We start from the raw sequence: 21,540 nt of genomic DNA, 5'->3' as shown, positions 1-21,540 counted from the left end.
CGGAACAGGCGGGGGAACAGGTGCGGTCTCAAAGTCGGTGCCGGACCCACACGTTGGGCTCGACGTACACGGCGTGGCCCTGCTCCGCGTCGGCCACCACCGGCGTCAGAGCGCCGGGCACCTCGACGGGGCCGCTGGTGTCGAAGGGCAGCCCGGTCCACTCGCGCCACTGCGCGAGGCTCCCGGAGATGGTCATCGACGCCGGGCAGACCTTCACGACGTGGCCGCCGCTGCGCACGTGGACACGCAGCCACGGGTCCTCCGGCAGCCCGTCCGGGCGGGTCCGCGCGGCATAGGCGGCCATGCTCAGCCGCGGCGCGGTGTGCTTGAGGCTGGGGCGGACCGGGGCGAGGAGGTCGTCGAAGCCCTGGCTTCGCGCATGGTCCTTCAGCGCCTCCAGCGTGCGCCCGGAGAGGTTGCGCAGCTGGTGGCCGGGGACCACGGCGATCTCCAGCGCGCACAGCGCGTTGAGCGGCCGGCCGTCGTAGGTGTCGGTCATGCACTGGCGCAGCGCTTCGTCCCAGCCGGTGCCCGGCAGGCCGTCCGGGTCGCCGTCCCAGTGCAGTGGCGCGCTGGCCGCGCGGGCCACCACCGCCTCGGACTCGTCCAGCACCACGAGCTGGTGCCGGGCGTGCCGCTCGAAGATCCAGTGCACCAGGACCGGATCGGGGCGGATGTAGGCCGGCCAGGACGACTCCATCGTCAGCATGGCCGACTCCAGGTCGGGCCGTTCCTCCAGATGCGCGACGTGCAGTTCCGTACCGGTGATGCTTCGAAGCATGGCGGTCTCCGGTCTGTGGTCGTGGGGTCCTGGTCGGTCAGTCCGTCAGCAGCCGGACCGGCCTGCGTCCGGTGCGCAGCGGTGACGGCCGGTGGGGGCCGCGGAGCAGATCCAGGTACTGGGCGCGGGGGATCGGCCGGGCACCGAGCAGCCTGACGTGGTCGCTGTCGCGCTGGACGTCGACCGCGACGCCGCCGGCCTCGGCGAAACGGCGCGTCAGCTCGGCCACCGCGGCCTTGCCCGCACCGCTGCGCAGGGTGAACTGGGAGTCAGCGCTGAAGACGGCACCGACCCGCATCCCGAACACTCCGCCGATGAGCTCGTCTCCGTCCCACACCTCCACGCTGTGGGCGTAGCCGCACTCGTGCAGGATCGTCAGACTCGCCAGCAGGTCGTCGGTCAGCCAGTGCTCCGCGCGCCCCTCACGGCACTGGGCGACCACCCGCGGGAAGCAGACGTCGACCGTGGTCGTCCAGTCGGCCGCGCGCAGCTGCCGCCGCAGGCTCCGCTGGAGACGCGCCCGGGCGACGTAGATGACCGGGCGGGGATCCGGGGAGCACCAGGCGACGCCGTACGGGTCCCGGCTGCCGGTCTGCAACGCGATCCGTCCGGCGGCCACCTCGGGCTCGTGACTCAGCTCGTTGAGCAGCCGGTGCTCGACCGTGGCCGTGGGGAAGGGGTACAGCCCTCGCCGGTATGCCTCGAGCAGGCTGCACGGACTGAGGTCGTCACCGAACGCGACCGGGCCGTCGGCGGGCGCGGAGGCCAGGGCGAGGAGGCCCCATGCGGACCGAGGCCGGACCGGACTTGGCATCAGCACGGGGGCCTCACAGGAAGTCGACGCTGGTCAGGTAGCGGATGTAGCGGTCCAGCAGTTCGGTGCTCACCGGGGGGATGTCGATACCGCTGCCTTCCAGGGCCCGCTCCACGTTGTCCCGGGAGAAGACGGGGAACGTCGTCTCCAGGTACATCTCCGCCACGCTCATCTCGCCGGTGGAGCAGCGGTCGATGAACAGGGGGGCGAACGGTGTCATGGGGTGGTCGGGCCGCTCGACCGCGATCTCGGCGATCCGTTCCACCCAGGCGTCCCACGGGACCTCACGGACCTTGTGGCCGTGGGCGCGCAGCCGGTCGGCGAGCACGGAGACGTTGACCTTGCCCGGGTTGGTGAGGTGGTAGACCTCCCCCTGCGGAAGCCGTGACCCGGCGATGTGGACGACGGCCGCGGCGAAACAGTCCACCGGTGTGTAGTCGAGCGGCAGTTCGGCCACGGGCGACATCTCGGTGTCCACGATGAACTTCTTCATCGCGCACATCTCCGTCGAGATGTTCCAGGCGCCGGTCTGCCGGTCGCCGGAGATGTCGGCGGCCCGGTAGACGGCCACCGGTAGCCCCTCGCGGGCGGCGTTCGCCAGCAGGACCTCCGCGACCCACTTGCTCTCGACATAGCCGACCGAGAGGTGGTCGGCATGGGCGGGCGGAGTGGACTCGCCGACCTGCCGGACCCCGGCGGTCCCGAAGCCCGAGATCACCGCCATGGTGGAGGTGTAGTGGACGGGGGCGTTGCGGTACCGCGCGGCCATACGGATGATCTCGCGGGTTCCCTCGACGTTGGCGGCCCGCATGTGCGCGTACGGATAGATGAAGTTGACGAGCCCACCGGGGTGGTGGACGACGTCGACGATCCGGGCCAGCCGGTCGAACTCGTCCTCCGTCAGGCCGAGACGGGGCTCGGCGAGATCCCCGGGGACGGCGCGGATCCGACCCTCGGCGCGGTAGCGCTCCAGGTCGTCGTGGAAGTAGTGCACGGCGTTCGCCTGGAGACGTGCCATCGCGCGGTCGTGGTCGCCGGCCCGCACCAGGCAGTGCACGGTCGCCCCGGTGGAGGTCAGGAGCTCCCGGAGCAGGTAGATCCCGAGGAACCCGGTGGCCCCGGTGAGGAAGACGTGCGCCGGCTTCTCCCACGAGGCGGGTTCGGCCGGGGTTCGCGGGATCTGTATGCCCAGCTCCGCCTCGGCCGTGAAGTCCACGGCCTTGGCGTCGTCGGCGAGCATGCCCGCCCGTGCCGACTCCACGGCGGCGGCGAAGCTGCGCAGCGTCGCGTCGTCGAGCAGCAGCCGGATCAGCGGCCTGATCTGGGTGATCAGGATGCCGAGGGACTCACGGAGCTTGGCGAGCAGTTGGGCGGCCTTCAGCGAGTCACCGCCCAGGCCGAAGAAGTTGTCGTGCGGCTCGACGCGTTCCACGGTCAGGACCTGGCGCCAGATCTCGGCGACCACCCGTTCGACCAATCCGGCGCCCCGGTCCGGTGGCCCGTCGGGTGCGGACGTGGGCGCGGTGTGCGGTGCGGACGGGTCGGGCGCGGGCAGTGCCTTCAGGTCGACCTTGCCGTTGCTGGTCATCGGCATGCCGGGCAGGTGGACGAACGCCGAGGGGACCATGTAGCCGGGCAGCCGGCCCGCGAGGAACGTCCGCAGGTCACCGACGGAGGGAGCGGCACCGTCCTGCGCGGGGGCCGTGGTGTAGTACGCGGCGATCTTCGCCTCTCCGCCCCGGTCCCACGGCACCACAGCCGCGTCCACGACCAGCTCGTGGGCGGACAGGGCCGCCTCGATCTCGGCCGGCTCGACGCGGAACCCGCGGATCTTGAGCTGCCGGTCGGCGCGCCCGGTGACCTCCAGATCACCGGCGGGGGTCCAGCGGCCGACGTCGCTCGTGCGGTACATCCGGGTGCCGGGCTGCTCCGCGTGAGGGTCGGGCAGGAACCGGTCCCGGGCCGCGGCGTCCCCGAGGTAACCGTGTGCGACACCGGGGCCGGATACGTAGATCTCGCCCTGCCGGCCGGGAGGCACGGGCCGCAGAGCGTCGTCGAGCACATGGACCACGGTGCCCGGCAGGGGACGGCCGACCGGTGCAGGGCCCTGCTCGGGCAGCGCCTCGGCGGAGACCTCCATCGTGCAGGACGTGATGGTGGTCTCCGTCAGCCCGTAGGCGTTGACCAGGCGTGAGCGGGGCATCAGACGCAGCGCCGTGCGGCAGTCCTCGGCGTGCACCGCGCTGCCGCCCACGATCGTCAGGCGTACCCCGACGTCCACCGGCGCACGACCGAGCTCGGACAGGAACGCGCGCCAGTACGAAGGGGTCAGGTCCATCACGGTGACCCCGTGGGCCGCCAGCCGGTCGGCGAGGTCGCTCGGCGCCCACAGGTGGTCGGGGAGGACGAGCGCCGCGCCGTTCAGCAGGGCGACGAGGATCTGCTCGACGGAGGTGTCGAACGAGACGGCCGCGAACTGCAGGACCCGGTCGGCCGGGCCCACCTCGTACCGGGCGTTGACCTCGTCGCACAGGTAGGCGAGGGAGGCGTGGTCGACGCGTACGCCCTTGGGGGCGCCGGTCGAGCCGGAGGTGTAGATGACGTAGGCGCCGTCCGTCCCGTCGACCGCGGTCCGCACCGGAGCGGCAGGGGCGTCGTCCGCCCGTTCCGCTGCGACGGCGGCTTCGACGTCGACGGCGGTGACCGGCAGGCCGTCGAAGAACCCGGTGCCGTCGCGGTCGGTGAGGACCGCCACGCAGCCGGCTTCCTCGACGTACCGCGCCACGCGGTGGCGGGGCACGTCCGGCTCCACCGGCAGGTACGCGGCTCCCGCCTTCAGTGTGGCGAGGAGCGAGACGATGAGGTCGATCGAGCGCTCCAGCCGCACCATGACGACACGGCCGCGTCCTGCCCCCCGCTGCCGCAGGACGTGGGCCAGCCGGTCGGCTCGCCGGTCGAGGTCCCCGTACGCGATCTGCCGGTCGCCGTGGACCACGGCGGTCGCGTCGGGGTGTGCCGCCGCACGGGCGGCGAAGCGTTCGTGGACCAGTGGTGTCGCGCGCATTCCCCCCTGCCTCCTTTACCGGGACCGGTGGCGCAGGAGGACGGGCAGGGACGCGACACCGTTCCCGATGAAGGTGTGCTCGGGTTGGATCTCGTCGGGTTCGACGGCCAGTTCCAGCCGGGGAAAGCGCTCGAACAGCGCCGGCAGCGCCACCCGGGCCTCCAGCAGCGCCAGGCGTGAACCGGGGCAGAAGTGCGGGCCGAGCCCGAAGGCGACATGGTCCTTGTCCGCGCGGTCGATGTCGAAGGTGTCCGCGTCGTCGTGGACGCCGGGGTCGCGGCCGTGTGCCCCGTAGCAGATCAGGATGGCGTCGCCGGCGCGTATCACCACGCCCTCGCCGAGGTCGATGTCCTCGGTGGCCCACCGCATCGGCAGGTGCATCACGGGGCAGTGCAGGCGCAGCGACTCGTCGATGGAGTCGTCCCAGCGCTCGGGGGACTCCCGCAGGACGCGCAACTGGTCCGGGTGGGCGAGCAGTTCGCGCACCGTGTGGTCGAGGAGGTTGATCGTGGTGCCGCTGCCGCCGCCGATCATCAGCAGCAGCGTGGAGATCAGCTCGTGCTCGGTGAGGGGAGCGCTGCCCTCGGCGCGGGCGGCGATGAGGAAGCTGGTGAGGTCGTCGCCCGGCTCGCGGTGCTTGGCGTCGATCAGCGCGTGCATCGAGGCGACCAGGCCGTTGGTGATGTCGACGGACTCCTCCTCGCTCGCCACGTCGGTCTCGCCGACGGCACGGAACAGCCGTAGCAGCTCGGGCCGTTGGTCCTGCGGGACGCCGAAGAGGTCGCAGATCATCTCGGTCGGCACCCGGTAGGAGAAGACGGCGTGCAGATCGACCGGTTCGTCGGCCGGCAGGGCCTCCAGATCGTCGAGCAGACGGGCGACGAGGGCCTCGACCTGCGGCTCCAGGGCGGTCACCCGGCGAGGGCTGAAGGCGGGAGTGATCAGCTTGCGGAGCCGGGCGTGCTCCTTGCCGTCGGCGGTGGCCATGGAGTCCACGTCCACCCACGGCGACAGCCAGGCGACCGAGCCCGGCTCGTAACCGGGGACGGTGCCCTTGAGGTCCCGGGAGACGCCGGGGTGCGTCAGCAGCCGTCTGACGATGTCGCCGCGGCTCACTGACCAGGCGGCGACCCCCTCGGGCAGCTGCACGGGGACGGCCGGACCCAGGGCGCGCAGTCGGTCCACTTGGTCGTACATACACCGGCCGCCGGCACTGTCGAGGGCCACGGTGGGCGTGGTGCTGAAAGCGATCACGTCATACTCCTGTGGGTACCGAACTGACCGAATCTGACCTGACTTGATGGCTGGACCGGGCCGGTGCCGCACCGCGGCCCCGGCCCGCGGTGCGTTCAGGCCTGCGAGCCGTCCTTGGCCGGCGCGGGCGCCCCGTCCTCGGACACGCCGGTGCCCCAGGCCTCGGCGGCCGCCCCGGTGGGCGGCACGTGCCGCAGGGAGAAGGCGGCGAGCACGGCGCCGACGGCCGCGATCGCGGCAGCGGTGGCCGCCCCCGCGTTGAGGCCCCCGGCGAAGGCGTCCCGGGCGGCGCGCAGCAGGGATGCGGCCGCCTCGGACGGAAGGCCGCCCGCGGCGGCGACCGCCCCGTCGATGCTGTCCCGCGCCGTGGACTCTGCCTCGGCGGTGAGACCGCCGGGCAGCGTGCCGTCGATCTCATCGCGGTAACGCGCGGCGCCGATGCTGCCGATGAGCGCCACACCGAGCGAGAGACCCAGGTCGTTCACCGTGGAGCTGAGCCCGCCGGCCGCCCCGGCCTTCTCGGGCGGCACCGAACCGACCACCAGGTCCGTGGTCAGCGCCATCGACGGCGCGACCGCCGGATAGGCCACCACGAAGCTCACGACGAGCAGCGCCACGCCGGTGCCGCTCGAGACGAAGGCGAGCATCAGGTAGCCGACGACCTGCACGGCCAGGCCCGTCGCGATGACGTAGCCGGGCCGCACCCGGCGGGCCAGGATCGGCGAGAGGGTGGCCACCACGATCAGCACCAGCGCGGCGGGCAGGATGGCGAAACCGGCCTGGAGCGGAGTCAGCCCGGCGACGAGTTGCAGGTGCTGGGTGAAGAGCAGATAGACACCGCCCAGCCCGGTGGCGGAGAGCACGAACACGCCCAGGGCACCCGCGACGGTACGGTTCCTGAACAGCCGCACGTCCAGCAGGGGGGCCGTCAGCCGAAGCTGCCGGGCCACGAACAGGGCCCCGAGGACGACGCCGACGGCGATGCCCGCCAGGGACACGGCGAGCTTCCCGTCCGTGGCGACGGTCTTGACGCCGTAGATGAACGGCAGCAGAGCCGCCACCAGCAGCACGGCGCTGACGAGGTCGAGGCGGCCCGACCGCGGGGCGCGGTGGCTGGGCAGCAGCAGCGGCGCACCGATCAGCACGACCACCATCACCGGCACCGCGACCAGGAACGTCGCCCGCCACGAGAAGGTCTCCAGCAGCAGACCGCTGAGCAGCGGACCGAGCGCGACACCGGCGGAGATCCCGGCGGACCAGGCGCCGATGGCCACGCCCCGCTGCTTCGGGTCGAGGAACACCGTGAAGATCAGCCCGAGCGTGGCGGGCATCTGGGCCGCCGCCGCCACGCCCAGCACGGCACGCCAGACGATCATCATCGCCGGGTCGTCGGTGGCCGCGGCGGCCACCGAGGCCACGGCGAACGCCGCGGCGCCGGCGACCATCAGGTTCCGGTGGCCGATCCGGTCCGCGAGCGTGCCCATGAGCACCAGGAAGCCGGCCATGAGGAATCCGTAGATGTCCAGGATCCACAGGGCCTGGGTGCTGCTGGGAGACAGGTCCGCGGCCATGGACGGCATGGCGAGGAACAGGATGCTGAGCATCATGAACAGGAGCATCGCGGGCAGCACCAGCACGGCCAGTGCGAGCCACTCCCTGCGTCCCGCGGACGGCGCGGGCGCGGTGTCGGCCGAGGACATCGGCTCTCCCTTCACGGGGTTCCCCGGGCAGCCCTGACACCCCCATCGGGGGATGTGGGGGTGTCAGGAGCTCTCAGGCGGCGGGGACTTCAGGCGGCGGACGGGGTGTAGAAGTCGAAGAGCAGCCAGGCGGCGATGAACAGCAGGAGGAACGCGACAGCCATCATGAGCCAGTTCGAGAACCGCATGGGCGGACCTCCTGCGGGCATTGCGGGTACCGGGCCGGTTCACGGTTCCGTGGCACTGCGTGGATCACTGAACCTCGGCACTCACGTTAGGCCGGGCGAATGCAACCAACCGTCAAGCGCAGTGCAGCGGATCGTTCAGCTTCCGGCATGGAGACCACACAGGACGGGGCGACGACCCGCGGTCCGCCCGGCTGGACGCCGTTCGTCCCAGCAGACGAGATACCTGAGAGTTCCGGCCCCGGCGCGGTGTACGCGGGTAGACTCCCGGCGGCAGGTGGGTCTTTATCGGGGGGTGCGGACTACGTGCGCATACTTGTGGCTGAGGACGACGAGCACGTCGCCGACGCACTGTCGGACGCGTTACGGCAGCACGGTCACACGGTCGTGTGGGAGGCCGACGGCGGCAAGGCGGTGGACGCGGCGGAGGAGGCCGACTTCATCCTCCTCGACCTGGGCCTTCCGGTCCTGGACGGCTACGAGGTGTGCCGGCGGATCAGGGCCACCTCGCTGGTCCCCATCATCGCGCTGACGGCACGGTCGGAGGAGATCGACCGGGTGATGCTCCTCCAGGCTGGCGCGGACGACTACGTCGTCAAGCCGTACGGATTCCGCGAACTCCTGGCCCGTATCGAGGCGGTGACGCGGCGCACCGGGCAGGCCGCGCCCCCCGCGGCCGCGCCGGCACCGGACGGCACGGCGCTGGAGGTGGGAACCCTCAGCATCGACGTCCGATCACGCAAGGCCTTCCTGGCGGGCCTGCCGCTGTCCCTGACGGCCAAGGAGTTCGACCTCCTGGCGCTGCTGGCGGCCGAGGGCGGGGCGGTGCTCACCAGGGAGCAGCTCATCAACCGGGTCTGGGACGAGAACTGGTTCGGTTCGACCCGGACCCTCGACGTCCACGTGGGAACCCTGCGGACCAAACTCGGCGACAGACGATGGATCGAGACCGTCCGCGGTGTGGGGTTCCGGCTGACCGACCCGCGCGGCTGAGGGAGAAGACCCCGTGCGGAGAAAACTGCTCCTCACCTACCTGACCCTCACCGCGGTCATCCTGCTGATGCTGGAGGTCCCGCTCGCCCTCAGCTACTCGCTGAACGCCTACCACCAACTGGCCACGACCCGTGCGCGGGAGACCCGTGAACTGGCCGTGGACGCCAGGGCCGTGCTGGCCAGGGGGGCATCGCCGACCGCCTTCGAGCAGCGGCTGCGGCGCTACGAGTCGAGCCATCGGACCACGGTCGTCCTCGTCGATCCCGACGGCAGGGTGGCCGCGGCCTCGCGCACCGACGTCGACGTGGCCGCGGGCGCCCTCCACTCCTCGCTGGCCAAGGCGCTGCGCGGGGAGAGCACCGGCCCGTCCCAGCACGTGGGGCACTCCTTACGGCCCGGCAACGTGATCCTCGCGGAACCCGTCCAGCAGGGGGACGAGGTGATCGGCGCCCTGGGCTCCGTCGCCTCCGGTGCGGCGGTGCAGCGGGACGTGAACCAGCACACCCTGCTGCTGATCGCCGCGGCGGCCCTGGCGCTGACGGCGGTCGGCGTGGCCAGCGTGCCGCTGAGCCGGTGGCTGCTGCGTCCCATCCGGCAGTTCGACGACACGGTGCACGCCATCATCGACGGGGCGTACGACGTGCGCGTGCGGTGCGGCGGGCCCCCCGAAATGCACGGACTGGCCGTCGGGTTCAACCGGATGGCCGATCACCTGGTGACGCTGCTGGAGACACAGCGGGCCTTCGTGGCCGACGCCTCGCACCAGATGCGCAACCCGCTCACCGCGCTGCGGCTGCGGGTCGAGACCCTGGAACCGGGTGTCCGGCCGGAGGCCAGGAAGCAACTCCAGCAGGCCGTCGCGGAGATCGAGCGCCTTTCCACACTGCTCGACCAGCTGCTGCGGCTCGCCCGGGCCGAGGGCCGCGACCAGTCCGTGGCGCCGGTGAACGTCGGCGAGGTCATCTCGACCAGGGTGGCCGCCTGGGAGCAGGCCGCCGCCCGCAAGGACGTCACGCTGCTCGCCCCCGGCACGGAGGGCACCGTGTCGGCCTGTGTGCCCGGCCACCTGGAGCAGATCCTCGACGTACTCATCGACAACGCGCTCCATGTGTCGGACACCGGCACGTCGATCACCATCCGGCACGTGGTCGCGGGAGCGTACGCGCGGATCCAGGTGATCGACGAGGGCCCCGGCCTGTCGGCGGAGGACTGCCGGCGCGCCCTCGACCGGTTCTGGCGGGGCAGCAACTCCGCCAAACGCGAGGGATCGGGGCTGGGCCTGGCGATCGCCGACACCCTCGCCAAGGCCAACGGCGGATCGCTGCGCCTGCTGCCGGCGTCCCCGCGCGGCATCGAGGCCCGAGTCGAGATGCCGCTCTGCCCCCGGACGGCACAGGCCGGCGAGAGCCGGGTGCTGGTGCCCGTGTGCTCGCAGGCCGCGGCGAACTGACCCCGGCGGCCGGGGAGTCGCCCGGTTCGCGCCTGCCGGGCCGTCGCCGCGTCCCGGACGTGCTGCGACGTCCCGTCGAACGGGCCACCCTTGCCGGGCTCTTGCCGATCCCCTGACGTTCTGCTGCATGCCCCCTGATCCAGGTGCCCCTACGGTCATCGTTGATCGAACAACCAGCCGATCCAGGACACAGGGGGGATGGGGATGACGCTCCAGGCGCCAGACTTCACCCAGTTCCAGCTCGATCGCTACTCACGCCAGCTCAGGCTCGACGGCTTCGGACTGGAGGGCCAGCGCCGGCTCCGCGACGCCCATGTCGTCATCTCGCGCGGCGGCGGTGTCGGCGGCACGGTCGCGACGCACCTGGCGATGGCCGGCGTGGGCCGCCTCACCGTGGCACACGGCGGCGAGATCGTTCCGGAGTACCTGAACCGGATGCTGCTCGCCAACCCCAAGGACGTCGGACGCCCTTGCGTGGACGCGTTCGCCGACGCCCTCCACCGGATCAACCCCGATGTCGAGGTGACCACGTACCCCGAGTACGTGAACGACGACAACGTCCTGCGCATCGTGGGCGACGCGGGCCTCATCGCGGACGGCGCGCCGCTCTTCGAGGAGCGCTACGCCCTCAACCGGGCCGCGGTCGAACTGGGGATCCCGCTGGTCTCCGGGGCGATGTACGACACGGAGGGCTACATCACCACCGTGCGGCCGGGCCGCACGCCGTGCCTGTCCTGCATCTACCCGACCAAGCCGCCCTACTGGACGAACATCAAGGTCTTTCCGGCCCTGAGCACGGCGCCCGGCCTGGTGGGCACCGTGATGGCCATGGAGGTGATCAAGGTGATCACCGGATTCGCCGAGCCGCTCGACTCGCAACTGATGTTCTTCGACCTGCGCACGAACATGACCCGGCTGCTCAACGTGGCCCGCCGACCGGAGTGCACGGTCTGCGGACATCTCGACAACGACGACTGTTGAGGGAGACTCCCATGCCGAAGATCTTCGTCCCCACCATCATGCGCAAGCACACCGAGAACCGGGCCACCGTTGAAGTGCCGGGCAGCACGGTGTCCGAGGTGTTCGAGAACTTCCTCACCAGCTACCCCACGGTCCGTGACCTGCTGCGCGGCACCGACGGCCGGCTGCGCCCGCACATCAACGTCTTCGTCAACGGCGACGACATACGCGGGCTGGAGGGGGAGAAGACCGGCCTGACCGACCGGGACGAGGTCCACGTCATCCCCGCCATGGCCGGAGGCTGACCCGCATGGCACCACAGTGGATCGCCAGGGCCGTCACCTCCGCGGTGCTGGCCCTGGCGGTGACCGGATGCGGCGCCGCCGGCGGCGGCACCGAGCGGAGCGGGCACGGGACGAAGACGGTCACCGTCTTCGCCGCGTCCTCCCTCAGCGGCGCCCTGGAAGAGGCCAGGAGCGCGTTCGCGAAGGCCCACCCCTCACTGAAGATCCGGCTCAACATGGGCGGTTCCTCCACCCTGGTGGCGCAGTTGCGCAACGGCGCTCCCGCGGACCTCTTCGCCTCCGCCGACGAGACCACCATGGACAAGGCGGTGGACGCGGGGCTGACCGACGGCTCCGTCCGGCTTTTCGCGGGCAACACCCTGAGTCTCCTGGTCCAGAAGGGCAATCCCCAGAAGATCAGCGGGCTGCGGGATCTGAACCGCGAGGGTCTGACGGTCTCGCTCTGCGGGCCTCAGGTGCCCGCCGGCCGCTACGCCCGTCAAGCGCTGCGGAGCGCGGGCGTCCCCGTGCCGCGCGGGGGTGAGGAACTCGACGTGAAGCAGGTCGCCAGCCGCGTGACCCTCGGGGAGGCCGACGTCGGCATCGTGTACACCACGGACGCCAAGGCGGTGGCCGGAAAGGCGGACGAGGTGGCCATCGCCGAGGACCACAACGTCGTCGCCCACTACCCGGCCAGTGTCCTGAAGACCGGGGACAACGCCGCCGGCGCGAAGGTGTTCCTGGACTTCCTGCTGTCCTTGGAGGGCAGGCAGATCCTGAAGAAGCACGGTTTCCGGGAGCCGCGATGACCGTCACGGCGCCACCCCCGGTCGCCGCGGCTCCGCCGCCACCGCGAGCCCGCCGCTCGCGGTGGCTGGCCGTGGTGGTCACGCTGTTCGGCGGCCTGGGACTCCTGCTGTTCGCCGCCCCCCTCGCCTCCCTGTTGCTGCGCGTCCCGTGGGCCGACGCCGTCACCCAGCTGTGGTCCCCTCAGGCGCGGGACGCGCTCCAGGTCTCCCTGCTGTGCTCGCTCTGCGCGACGGTGCTGTGCCTGCTGCTGGGCGTTCCGGTGGCGTGGATCCTGACGCGCACCCAGCTGCCGGGCCGCTCGGTCCTGCGCGCCGTCACCACGCTCCCCGTGGTGCTGCCGCCGGTCGTCGGCGGTGTGGCGCTGCTGCTGGCGTTCGGACGCGAGGGCGTCTTCGGGCGGTTCCTCGACGAGGCGTTCGGCATCCGTCTGGCCTTCTCCACCCACGGCGTGATCCTCGCCGAGACGTTCGTCGCGATGCCCTTCCTGGTGCTGACGGTGTGCGGTGCGCTGCAGTCCGCGGACTGCCAGCTGGAGGAGGCGGCCCGCACCCTCGGCGCCAGCCCCTGGACGGTGTTCTGGCGGATCACCCTGCCGCAGATCCGGCCCTCCCTGCTCTCGGGCGCGGTGCTGTGCTGGGCCCGCGCCCTGGGGGAGTTCGGCGCCACCATCACCTTCGCCGGCAACCTGCCGGGCACCACCCAGACCCTGCCGCTGGCGGTCTACGTCGCCCTGGAGCAGAGCCCCGAAGCGGCGGTCGTGCTGAGTCTGCTGCTCCTGGCGGTGTCCTTGAGCATCCTGATCGGTCTGCGCAAGCAGTGGGCAGGTGGCCTGTGACTCTCACCGCACAGATGCGCGTCGTGAACGGAACCTTCGACCTCGACGTCGGTTTCGAGGTCGCCGACCGGGAGACCGTCGCCATCCTCGGTCCCAACGGAGCCGGCAAGAGCACCATGCTGCGTGCTCTGGCCGGCCTGCACCGCCTGGACTCCGGACGGCTCAGCCTGAACGGCCGGGTGCTCGACGAGCCGGCCGCCGGGTGCTTCGTACCGCCCGAGTGCCGTCCCGTCGGCGTGGTCTTCCAGAACCTGCGCCTCTTCCCGAACCTCAGCGCCGTGGACAACGTCGCCTTCGGGCTGTGCTGCCGCGGGGTGAGCCGCCGTGAGGCGGGCCGGCGGGCCGCCGAATGGCTGGAGCGGCTGGGGCTGGCCGACCGTGCCGCGGCGCGACCGGCGGAGCTCTCCGGCGGCCAGGCGCAGCGGGTCGCGATGGCCAGGGCGCTCGCGGTGGCACCGGAGATGCTGCTGCTGGACGAGCCGCTGTCCGCGCTCGACGTCGGCATGCGGGCCGAGATGCGCCGTGATCTGCAGCGGGCACTGGAGTCCTTCCCCGGTGTCCGGCTGGTGGTGACGCACGACCCCACCGAAGCCTTCACCCTCGGCGACCGGCTGATCATCCTGGAGGAGGGCCGCGTGGTACAGACCGGCACTCCGGCCGAGGTGACGGCTCGCCCGAGGTCGCAGTACGTCGCACAGTTCGTCGGCGTCAACCTGCTGCGAGGCTGGGCCGAGCGGGGACGGCTGACCGTGGAGGGCGGCTTCGACCTGGTCGTTCCCGACGGCACGGACGGCGATGTGTGGGCGGGCGTCAGGCCCCGGTCGGTGGTGCTGCACCGGGAACGCCCCGACGGAGGGCCGTGCAACACGTGGCCGTGCCGGATCGAGAGCCTCGACGTCGAACGGGAGGCGCTGCGGGTCGTGCTCGGGGGCAAGCCCTCGCTCGTCGCCGAGGTGACGGCCGAGGCGTTCGCCGACCTCGCACTCGGCCCGGGAGACGCCGTCTGGGCCTCGGTCGAGTCCACCGAGATCGAGGTGTTCCCGGCATGACCGAGGTGAGCCGGCCCGCACAGGGCGGCCGGGCGAGGGGCGAGGTGTTCTGGGTCTTCCTGCGCATCGGTGCCCTGTCGTTCGGGGGCCCCGCCGCCACGATGGGCCTGGTCCACAGCAAGGTCGTCCTGGGCCTGAAGTGGATCGACAAGCGGGACTTCCTCGATCTGACCGGCATGGTCAGTGTGCTGCCCGGCCCGAACGCCGTCGAGATGGCCATGCACATCGGCCGGCGCAGGGCCGGGCGGGCGGGATTCGTCCTCGGCGGTGTGGCGTTCATCCTCCCCGGCGCCCTGCTGGCGGCGATCCTCGGCGCGCTCTACGCCAGGTACGGGACCACCCCCGCGGCCGCCTGGCTGCTGTACGGCATCAAGCCGGTGGTCGTCGCGGTCACGGCCTGGACCGTCGTACGGCTCGCCCAGTCCGCGAAGCCCCGGCGGCCCGCGCGCGCCGTCCTCATGGTCGTGGTGGCCGTCGCCTATGTCCTCGGCGTCGACGAACTGCTGCTGCTCGCCGCAGCCGGAGTCCTCGCGCTCGCGGCGCGACTGCGGCACACCGCCCTGCCGAAGAAGCCGGGAGCGCTGATGCTGCCGCTGGCGGCTCCGACGGGGCAGAGCGATCTCGTCTCGCTGGCAGGCGTGTTCCTCAAGGCCGGAGCGCTGCTGTTCGGCGGCGGGGCGGTGCTGCTCGCGCTGCTGCGCGGCGAGTTGGTGGTCGACCGGGGCTGGATCACCGAGACGGAGCTCCTCGACGCCATCGCCGTGGGGCAGGTGACCCCCGGCCCGGTCCTCAACACGGCCACCTTCCTCGGCTACACCCTGGGCGGGCCGCTGGGCGCCCTGGTCGTCACCGTCGTCGTGGTGCTCCCGTCCTTCGCGCTGATGGCGGCGGCCGGCCCGCTGCTGCGCGTCATCCGTTCCCGCGACTGGACGCGCGCCGCGCTCGACGGCATCACGCTGGGCTCGATCGGCGTACTGGCCGGTGTCACCGTCGAGTTCGCCCGGACGGGGATCACCGACCTGCTCACCGTCGGCCTCGCGGCGGCCGCGGCCCTGACCTTGTGGCGCCGGCCGCAGTCCGCCCTCGTCCTCGTGGCCGCGGGCGCCGCCTTGGGGCTGCTCCGGCTCCTTGCCCACCACCTCATGTGAAGGAGGAAGAAATGCCCCGATTCGCTCTGGTTTGGGCAGAGTTGAAGGGTCGACCGATCCGCACCCTCACCGGTGCGATCAGCCTGGCCATCGGACTCGCGCTCTTCCTGAGTCTCCAGGCGTACGGCAGCGGATACCGCGAAGCGGCCAGAGCGCCGCTGTCCGAGATCGGCACCGATATCGTCGCCCAGCGCGAAGGTGACCGGCCGAAGGCGTTCGAGGGGGCCGTCTTCCCGCACTCCGCCTCGGCGATCACCGCCGAGGAGGCGTCGTCCATCGCCGCCACCGAGGGCGTCGAGGCGACCAGCCGAGCCCTGATCTTCTGGTCTTTCCAGGACGACGACCTGGTCGTCACGCTGGGCATGGACCCGGCGGAGCGGATCGGACCGGGCCGGCTGAGCGCCGGTCTGCGCGACGGTCGTTTCCTGACGCCCCGTGACTCCGGCGTCGTCGTGCTCGACCTGAGCTACGCCGAGCAGAAGCGGATCAAGACGGGCGACACCTTCCCCATCGCGGGCCGGACGTTCGAGGTGGTCGGCCTCGTCGACACGAGCCGAGCCGGCCAGATCGCCAACGCCAACGCCTACCTCCCCCTGTCCGACGCGCAGAAGATCACCGCCGCCGCCGGCATCTCCGGCCCGACCGACGTCAACATGGTCTTCGTCACCGCCCAGCCCTCCCGCAGTGAAGCGGTCGCCCGTGCCATCGCCGCCGGACTCGGCGAGGACAGCCTCATCACCACGCCGCAGTCCTTCGACGACGCCCTGGGCTCGACGTTCTCGCTGATCGACCGTTTCGGTTTGTTGGTGGGCATCGCCGCCCTGCTCGTCGCGGCGGCCGGGCTGGCGCGTACGGTCGGCGCCAACCTCGCCGAGCGGCGCCGGGACGTCGCCGTCCTGCGCGCGGTGGGCTGGCCGCGCCGCTCGGTGACCGCCCAGCTGACCGCGGAGACGACGGTCATCACGATGCTGGGCCTGGTCCTCGGCGTCCTGGCGGCCGTGGGGGTCACCTGGGCCCTGAGCCGCACCCAGGTCACCGTGCCGGTCCCCTGGGAGCTCAGCCCGACCCCCCACTTCCTCGCGGGCGGAGCCCGGCAACTGTCCCTCACCGTCCCGCTGCGGGCCTCGCTGGACGTGGCCCTGATCGCCACCGCCGCACTGGCCGGCCTGGTCGCGGCAGCGCTGGTCAGCGTGTTCGCCGCGCGGCGCGCGGCAGGCATCAAACCCATGGAGGCATGGCGTGTCCAGTAGTGAAGTCCTGAAGGCGGAGGGCATCCGCAAGTCCTTCGGCGCGGTCACTGCGGTGGCCGGCATCGATCTCGCCATCCACGCCGGGGAGTTCCTGGCGATCGTCGGCCGGTCGGGATCGGGGAAGAGCACCCTGCTCAACCTCCTGGCCGGACTGGACTCGCCCGACGCGGGGCGGATCAGCAGCCAGGGCCGCGCGCTGCCCACCGCGGAGGACGCCCTGGCCGACTGGCGCCGCGAGCACGTCGGCCTGGTCTTCCAGGCGTTCCATCTCATCCCCACGCTGTCGGCGCTGGAGAACGTGGCCGTCCCGCTGTACCCGGTGAGCATGGGCGCCGCCGAGCGTCACGCCAGAGCCCGCAAGCGCCTGGAACAGGTCGGCCTGGGCCACCGCACGGGCCACCGGCCCGGTCAGCTCTCCGGCGGCGAGCAGCAGCGTGTCGCGATCGCGCGGGCGCTGGTCGGGGAACCGACGCTGATCCTCGCCGACGAACCCACGGGCAACCTGGACAGCTCCACCGGCCAGGACATCCTCGACATGTTCCAGCGGCTGCGTCACGAGACCGGGTTCGCCCTGGTCGTCGTGACCCACGACGAGAAGGTGGCTGCCGCCGCCGACCGGCAGATCAGGCTTCAGGACGGAGTGGAAGTCGCATGAACAGGAAACTCGTGTCCGCGCTGGCGCTGAGCGCGCTCCTCGCGGTCGGCGGCTGCGGATCGGACGAGGAGAAGACCGGCGACTCCTCCGCGGGTGTGGACGTCGACGTGATCTACCTCAACCACCCCCCGGTACAGCCGGTCCTAAAGGACATCGACCAGGTCCTCGCCGGCTACAAGGAGAAGGTCAGCGTCACCCGGCACGACGCGGACACCTCCGAGGGCAAGGAGTTCGCCGACGAGCACGGCCTGACCGGGCACGTCGCGATCGCCGTCCTCATCGACGGAAAGGTCAGCTTCAAGGGCTTCCCGGCCGGTGAGGCACCCGTCAAGAGCGCCGAGGGCGACTGGGAGATCGAGGACCTCGACGCCGCCCTGCGGCAGCGGACGAAGAGCGGATGACGGCTGTGAACCCCTACGTCCGCTCACAACTGCGCCACCGCCGCCGCCGAGCCGTCGCCGTCGTCGCGGCGGTCGCGCTGGGCGCGGCCCTGCTGATCGCGCTCACCTCGCTCGGCTCCGGTTTCCGCGAGGCCGCCCGCGCCCCGCTGGCCGGTATCGCCGCCGATCTGGTCGTCACCCGGCCGGACGAGGGCACCCCGTCCGAGCAGCCCGGGCGCGGTGTCCGGCAGCCGTTCGGCCTGGCCACCTTCGACAGCGGCGAGGTCCGGCAGATGGACACCGTGCCGGGCGTCGACACGGCGGTGGGCTCGCTGCAGATCTGGGACTTCGGACCGCGCTCGACCATCACCATCGCGGGGGTCGACCCCACGCAGCGAGCTGTCGGCCCGGGCCGCATCCTGCACCACGACCTGATCGCCGGCCGCTCCTTCCGCAGCGGTGAGCAGGGTGTCGCCGTCCTCGACCGCCACTACGCCGCGTTCTACGACACCAAGGTGGGCCAGCGCGTCACGGTCGGCGAGCGCAGCTACAGCGTGGTGGGAGTGGTCGAGGTCAAGGACTCGGCGCAGACGGCGGCCTCGAACATCTACCTCCCGCTCGCCGAGGCGCAGCGACTGGCCGGTCTGCCCGCGGACCGGGTCAACCAGGTGCATGTGCAGGTGGGCAACTCGGCCGACACCGAGGCCGTCACCGCCCACATCACGGACCGCGTCGGCCGGGTGAGCGCCATCACCCCCGACAGCCTCGTCCAGATCATGGGAGCGGTGGGCCGTATCTCCGCCCGTTTCTCGACGATCGCCGCGGTCGTCGGCGGCATCGGCGGCCTGGTGCTGAGCTGGACGGCGCTGCGCGGCCTGGTCTCGGAGCGCACCCGGGAGATCGGGCTGCTCATGGCCGTGGGCTGGAGACGTTCCCACGTCGTCGGCGTCTTCCGTGCCGAGGCGCTGGCCCTCGGCCTGGCCGGCGCGGCGGTGGGCATCGTCCTCGGCGTGGCGCTGGCCGGGCTGCTCTCGTACATCCCCGCCCCCGACCTCCTCCCCGCCCCGCCCTCCGTGGCCGGGCACGGCGAGGCTCCGGCCGCCGAAAGCGACGGGCTGCCGGTCAGCGTCAGCCTCACCGCCGTGGGCGCCGCGGCCCTGGTGTCCGTCGTCGGCGCCACCGGCGCGGGAATCCTGGCGGCCCGGCGTGCGACCCGGCTCAAGCCCGCCCGGAGTCTCGTGTCCCTGTGAGGACGGCAGGACTCCGGCAGGCACCTGTGTTGGACCACTCCCCAGCGCGAGAACGCCCGCCGCTGGCACGCAAGTCGGCCGGACCACCACGGTCACGGCCCAGGAGCAAGCGCGGCATCGAAGGCCGCCCGAGCGAAGGAGCTGTCATGGCAGACGCATTCGTGCCGATCATCGACCTGTCCGACCGGGACACCGAGGCCGGCCGCGCGGCGATCGCCGACGCGGTCCGGCGAGCGTGCGAGACCTCGGGGTTCTTCACGATCGTCGGGCACGGGGTGCCGCAGGACCTCGTGGCTCGCATGTGCACCACCACCAAGGGGTTCTTCACGCTGCCGGAGACCGAGAAGGAGCGCAGCGCCAACCAGGGCGTCGGGGTCTCCGGGCTGCGTCGCCCCGGCGGTCCGTACGAGGCCTTCGCGGCGCACGTGACCGGCGACCTGAGCGATGAGGAACGCGCGGGACTCGGCGACTACCCGGCGACCTGGAAGGCGCCGAACATCTGGCCTGACGCCGATTTCAAGGCGACGTGGGACGAGTACATCGCCGCCATGACGGCACTGTCGGCCGACATCATGCGGCTGTTCGCGCTGGCGCTGGAGCTGGACGAGGACTTCTTCGACGAGAAGTTCGACGAGCACGTGTCCCTGCTGCTGGCGAACTACTACTACCCGCGGCCGGAGCAGGACCGGCTGCGTCGCGACGCTCACACCGACTGGGGCAGTCTGACCGTGCTGTACGTGGAGGACGCGCTGGGCGGCCTGCAGGTGCTCCGCGGCGAGGACGACTGGCTGGACGTCCCGGCCGTTCCCGGCAGCTTCGTGGTGAACATCGGTGACCTGATGGCCTTCTGGACCGGCGGCCGCTGGTCGTCGACCGTGCACCGGGTGGTCAACCCGGAGGCGGAGAACGCCTCGTCGCGGATCTCGATCCCGTTCTTCTACCTGCCGAACCACGACACCTCCATCGAGCCGATGCGGCCGTGGGAGGCGGGAACCACCGAGGCGGACCTCGACCGGGTGACCGTCGGTCAGTGGTTCGCGTGGAAGATGCAGACGACTTACCAGGCCGCGTCGTAAGGCAGGAGGTGAGCCACATTCCCGCACAGGATCGAGTGACGTCTTCGGCGGAGCACTCCTCGGCCCCGATCAGCGGACGTATCTCCTCGGCGCCCAGTGCTCTGCTCCACGACGAGATACTCGCTCCGCAGTTCCACTACGAGGCCGAGCATCTCCTTCCCTGGTACCTCGCCATCGAGAAGGTGCTCGCCCTGGAGTACGGGCGTATGGGCATCCTCTCCCGGGCGCACGTGGAGGAGCTGGGGCGGCTGCTGGCGGACGTCACCGCCGAACGCATCCAGGCGAGCCCGGCCGACAACATGTCGGACATCGCCTTCGCCCTGGAACGCTTCGTCGAGCGGCACCTCAGCACGCCCGTCCCCGCCTGGCACGTCGACCGCAGCCGCAACGACTTCCAGTCGTGCGCACAGCTGCTCTTCGCCCGGGAGCATCTCCTGCGCACCGCGGAGCACCTGCTGGAGTTCGCCGGGACGGTGCACCGCGTGGCCTCCGCCACCCTCGGCATGGCGATGCCCGGCTACACCCATCTGCAGACCGCCCAGGTCATCACGCCCGGCTTCTATCTGGCGGCCCTGTGCGAGCAGGTGATCCACTCCCTGACCCGACTGCTGTCCACCTACGACGGGATCGACCTCGGTCCGCTGGGCGCCGGCGCGATGGCGGGGCAGGAGCTGCCGTGGGACCGGGCCCGCATGGCCGAGCTCCTCGGGTTCCGTGCCGTGCGACCGCATGCCCTGGCAGCCGTGGCCTCGCGCGACTGGTCGGTCGAGATCACCGCCGAGTTCTCCGTCCTGTCGGTCCCGCTGAGCCGGTTCGCCACCGACCTCATGAGCTGGGGCAGCAGCGAGTACGGGTTCATCGACCTGCCCGACGACCTCTGCGGCATCTCCTCCGCGATGCCGCAGAAGAAGAACTTCCCGGTCCTGGAGCGGATCAGGGGCAGGACCGCCCACCTCAGCGCCTTCCACCTCGACCTCGTCCTCGGCCAGCGCAACACGCCGTACTCGAACTCGGTCGAGGTCTCCAAGGAGGCCGGCGCGCACCTGCTGAGCGCCTTCACCACCGTGCGGAGCGTGCTGCGCCTGCTCGGCACGGTCCTGGACCACCTGCGCTTCCGCGAGGAGCGGATGCGCGAGGTCTGCGAGCGTGAGTACCTCGGCGGTTTCACCCTCGCCAACCTGCTGACGCTGGACGAGAACGTGCCCTGGCGCAGGGCCCAGGTCATCGCCGGGCAGTACGTCGTCGCCGCCTCCGGCAGGGGACTGCCGCCCCGCGAGACCGCACCCGACCTGCTGCGCGAGGTCGCGCTCGCGCACGGCTTCGCACTGGCGGAACCGGCACGCGCCCTGGCCGTGGCCTTCGACGTGGAGGAGAGCCTGCGCCGGAAACGATCGGCGGGATCGGCGCACCCCGACGCGGTGCGCGAGCTGCTCGCCGGGCACGCCGCACACCTCGACGAGCAGCGCGCCGAGTGGCGACGGCGCGACGAGCGCGTACGTGGCGCGCTCACGGACATCGATCGCCAACTGGGCCTTTAGCGGCTGCGCCGACCGGTGCGGACACAGTGCGGACACAGGGGGAGCGGATGACTGGACCACCAGG

The 21,540-nt window shown here is 71.6% G+C and carries 19 protein-coding genes; 14 read left to right on the top strand and 5 right to left on the bottom strand.

Features of this window, described 5'->3' with window-relative positions; all coding sequences use genetic code 11:
- Window positions 1-28: 28 nt before the first annotated feature.
- The 5 genes from ACFPZJ_RS20245 to ACFPZJ_RS20225 all read right to left on the bottom strand — a co-directional run bounded on the left by ACFPZJ_RS20245 (window position 29) and on the right by ACFPZJ_RS20225 (window position 7,613).
- Window positions 29-781 carry an N-acetyltransferase gene (locus ACFPZJ_RS20245; protein ID WP_381023341.1) on the bottom strand — a complete coding sequence of 251 codons (753 nt, stop codon included), beginning with the start codon at window positions 779-781 and terminating at the stop codon, window positions 29-31.
- A 37-nt stretch (window positions 782-818) separates the two neighbouring features.
- Window positions 819-1,595 (bottom strand): leucyl/phenylalanyl-tRNA--protein transferase, encoded by a 777-nt coding sequence (locus ACFPZJ_RS20240; RefSeq protein ID WP_381023481.1) that lies wholly within the window; start codon window positions 1,593-1,595, stop codon window positions 819-821.
- Between the two features lie 13 nt (window positions 1,596-1,608).
- Entirely contained in the window at window positions 1,609-4,659 is a 3,051-nt protein-coding gene (locus tag ACFPZJ_RS20235) for a non-ribosomal peptide synthetase (protein WP_381023339.1), read from the bottom strand.
- 15 nt (window positions 4,660-4,674) lie between these two features.
- The gene (locus tag ACFPZJ_RS20230) at window positions 4,675-5,913 is read right to left on the bottom strand and encodes a cytochrome P450 family protein (RefSeq protein WP_381023337.1); all 1,239 of its coding nucleotides are present in this window, start codon (window positions 5,911-5,913) and stop codon (window positions 4,675-4,677) included.
- 95 nt (window positions 5,914-6,008) lie between these two features.
- The gene (locus ACFPZJ_RS20225) at window positions 6,009-7,613 is read right to left on the bottom strand and encodes an MFS transporter (protein ID WP_381023335.1); all 1,605 of its coding nucleotides are present in this window, start codon (window positions 7,611-7,613) and stop codon (window positions 6,009-6,011) included.
- 491 nt (window positions 7,614-8,104) lie between these two features.
- On the opposite strand from ACFPZJ_RS20225, the gene ACFPZJ_RS20220 reads away from it, so the two are divergent.
- The 14 genes from ACFPZJ_RS20220 to ACFPZJ_RS20155 all read left to right on the top strand — a co-directional run bounded on the left by ACFPZJ_RS20220 (window position 8,105) and on the right by ACFPZJ_RS20155 (window position 21,476).
- A complete protein-coding gene (locus tag ACFPZJ_RS20220; RefSeq protein WP_381023333.1) occupies window positions 8,105-8,791 on the top strand; it encodes a response regulator transcription factor in 687 nt (228 codons plus the stop codon).
- A gap of 13 nt (window positions 8,792-8,804) precedes the next feature.
- The gene (locus ACFPZJ_RS20215) at window positions 8,805-10,241 is read left to right on the top strand and encodes a sensor histidine kinase (RefSeq protein WP_381023330.1); all 1,437 of its coding nucleotides are present in this window, start codon (window positions 8,805-8,807) and stop codon (window positions 10,239-10,241) included.
- Between the two features lie 204 nt (window positions 10,242-10,445).
- On the top strand, window positions 10,446-11,222 hold the full coding sequence (locus ACFPZJ_RS20210; RefSeq protein ID WP_381023327.1) for a HesA/MoeB/ThiF family protein: 777 nt from the start codon (window positions 10,446-10,448) through the stop codon (window positions 11,220-11,222).
- Between the two features lie 11 nt (window positions 11,223-11,233).
- Complete coding sequence (locus ACFPZJ_RS20205) at window positions 11,234-11,506, top strand: MoaD/ThiS family protein (protein ID WP_381023324.1); 273 nt, start codon at window positions 11,234-11,236, stop codon at window positions 11,504-11,506.
- Window positions 11,507-11,511: 5 nt separating this feature from the next.
- On the top strand, window positions 11,512-12,294 hold the full coding sequence (gene modA, locus ACFPZJ_RS20200; RefSeq protein ID WP_381023322.1) for a molybdate ABC transporter substrate-binding protein: 783 nt from the start codon (window positions 11,512-11,514) through the stop codon (window positions 12,292-12,294).
- On the top strand, window positions 12,291-13,130 hold the full coding sequence (locus ACFPZJ_RS20195; RefSeq protein ID WP_381023320.1) for an ABC transporter permease: 840 nt from the start codon (window positions 12,291-12,293) through the stop codon (window positions 13,128-13,130). The genes modA and ACFPZJ_RS20195 overlap by 4 nt, the downstream gene beginning before the upstream one ends.
- A complete protein-coding gene (locus ACFPZJ_RS20190; protein WP_381023317.1) occupies window positions 13,127-14,179 on the top strand; it encodes an ABC transporter ATP-binding protein in 1,053 nt (350 codons plus the stop codon). Before ACFPZJ_RS20195 ends, ACFPZJ_RS20190 begins: the two co-directional genes overlap by 4 nt.
- Window positions 14,176-15,327: a chromate efflux transporter gene (gene chrA, locus ACFPZJ_RS20185; RefSeq protein ID WP_381023314.1), complete on the top strand. Its 1,152-nt coding sequence runs from the start codon at window positions 14,176-14,178 to the stop codon at window positions 15,325-15,327. Before ACFPZJ_RS20190 ends, chrA begins: the two co-directional genes overlap by 4 nt.
- Window positions 15,328-15,338: 11 nt before the next feature.
- Window positions 15,339-16,577 (top strand): ABC transporter permease, encoded by a 1,239-nt coding sequence (locus tag ACFPZJ_RS20180; protein ID WP_381023312.1) that lies wholly within the window; start codon window positions 15,339-15,341, stop codon window positions 16,575-16,577.
- Entirely contained in the window at window positions 16,567-17,232 is a 666-nt protein-coding gene (locus ACFPZJ_RS20175; protein ID WP_381023309.1) for an ABC transporter ATP-binding protein, read from the top strand. Before ACFPZJ_RS20180 ends, ACFPZJ_RS20175 begins: the two co-directional genes overlap by 11 nt.
- On the top strand, window positions 17,229-17,633 hold the full coding sequence (locus ACFPZJ_RS20170; RefSeq protein ID WP_381023306.1) for a hypothetical protein: 405 nt from the start codon (window positions 17,229-17,231) through the stop codon (window positions 17,631-17,633). Before ACFPZJ_RS20175 ends, ACFPZJ_RS20170 begins: the two co-directional genes overlap by 4 nt.
- Complete coding sequence (locus tag ACFPZJ_RS20165) at window positions 17,630-18,862, top strand: ABC transporter permease (RefSeq protein ID WP_381023303.1); 1,233 nt, start codon at window positions 17,630-17,632, stop codon at window positions 18,860-18,862. The genes ACFPZJ_RS20170 and ACFPZJ_RS20165 overlap by 4 nt, the downstream gene beginning before the upstream one ends.
- 146 nt (window positions 18,863-19,008) lie before the next feature.
- Window positions 19,009-19,938, top strand: coding sequence for an isopenicillin N synthase family dioxygenase (locus ACFPZJ_RS20160; RefSeq protein ID WP_381023300.1), 930 nt, complete (start codon window positions 19,009-19,011; stop codon window positions 19,936-19,938).
- A 35-nt stretch (window positions 19,939-19,973) separates the two neighbouring features.
- A complete protein-coding gene (locus ACFPZJ_RS20155) occupies window positions 19,974-21,476 on the top strand; it encodes an argininosuccinate lyase (protein ID WP_381023299.1) in 1,503 nt (500 codons plus the stop codon).
- Window positions 21,477-21,540 lie beyond the last annotated feature (64 nt).

Origin of the sequence: Streptomyces bullii, from assembly GCF_042657145.1 — a bacterium.
GTDB lineage: Bacteria > Actinomycetota > Actinomycetes > Streptomycetales > Streptomycetaceae > Streptomyces > Streptomyces bullii.
This window is presented reverse-complemented; position numbering and strand designations above follow the sequence as displayed.

Coding starts and splice junctions, on each gene's coding strand:
- ACFPZJ_RS20245 (WP_381023341.1), bottom strand. CDS start 781: ATGCTTCGAAGCATCACCGGTACGGAACTGCACGTCGCGCATCTGGAG.
- ACFPZJ_RS20240 (WP_381023481.1), bottom strand. CDS start 1,595: ATGCCAAGTCCGGTCCGGCCTCGGTCCGCATGGGGCCTCCTCGCCCTG.
- ACFPZJ_RS20235 (WP_381023339.1), bottom strand. CDS start 4,659: ATGCGCGCGACACCACTGGTCCACGAACGCTTCGCCGCCCGTGCGGCG.
- ACFPZJ_RS20225 (WP_381023335.1), bottom strand. CDS start 7,613: ATGTCCTCGGCCGACACCGCGCCCGCGCCGTCCGCGGGACGCAGGGAG.
- ACFPZJ_RS20210 (WP_381023327.1), top strand. CDS start 10,446: ATGACGCTCCAGGCGCCAGACTTCACCCAGTTCCAGCTCGATCGCTAC.
- ACFPZJ_RS20205 (WP_381023324.1), top strand. CDS start 11,234: ATGCCGAAGATCTTCGTCCCCACCATCATGCGCAAGCACACCGAGAAC.
- modA (WP_381023322.1), top strand. CDS start 11,512: ATGGCACCACAGTGGATCGCCAGGGCCGTCACCTCCGCGGTGCTGGCC.
- ACFPZJ_RS20195 (WP_381023320.1), top strand. CDS start 12,291: ATGACCGTCACGGCGCCACCCCCGGTCGCCGCGGCTCCGCCGCCACCG.
- chrA (WP_381023314.1), top strand. CDS start 14,176: ATGACCGAGGTGAGCCGGCCCGCACAGGGCGGCCGGGCGAGGGGCGAG.
- ACFPZJ_RS20180 (WP_381023312.1), top strand. CDS start 15,339: ATGCCCCGATTCGCTCTGGTTTGGGCAGAGTTGAAGGGTCGACCGATC.
- ACFPZJ_RS20170 (WP_381023306.1), top strand. CDS start 17,229: ATGAACAGGAAACTCGTGTCCGCGCTGGCGCTGAGCGCGCTCCTCGCG.
- ACFPZJ_RS20165 (WP_381023303.1), top strand. CDS start 17,630: ATGACGGCTGTGAACCCCTACGTCCGCTCACAACTGCGCCACCGCCGC.
- ACFPZJ_RS20160 (WP_381023300.1), top strand. CDS start 19,009: ATGGCAGACGCATTCGTGCCGATCATCGACCTGTCCGACCGGGACACC.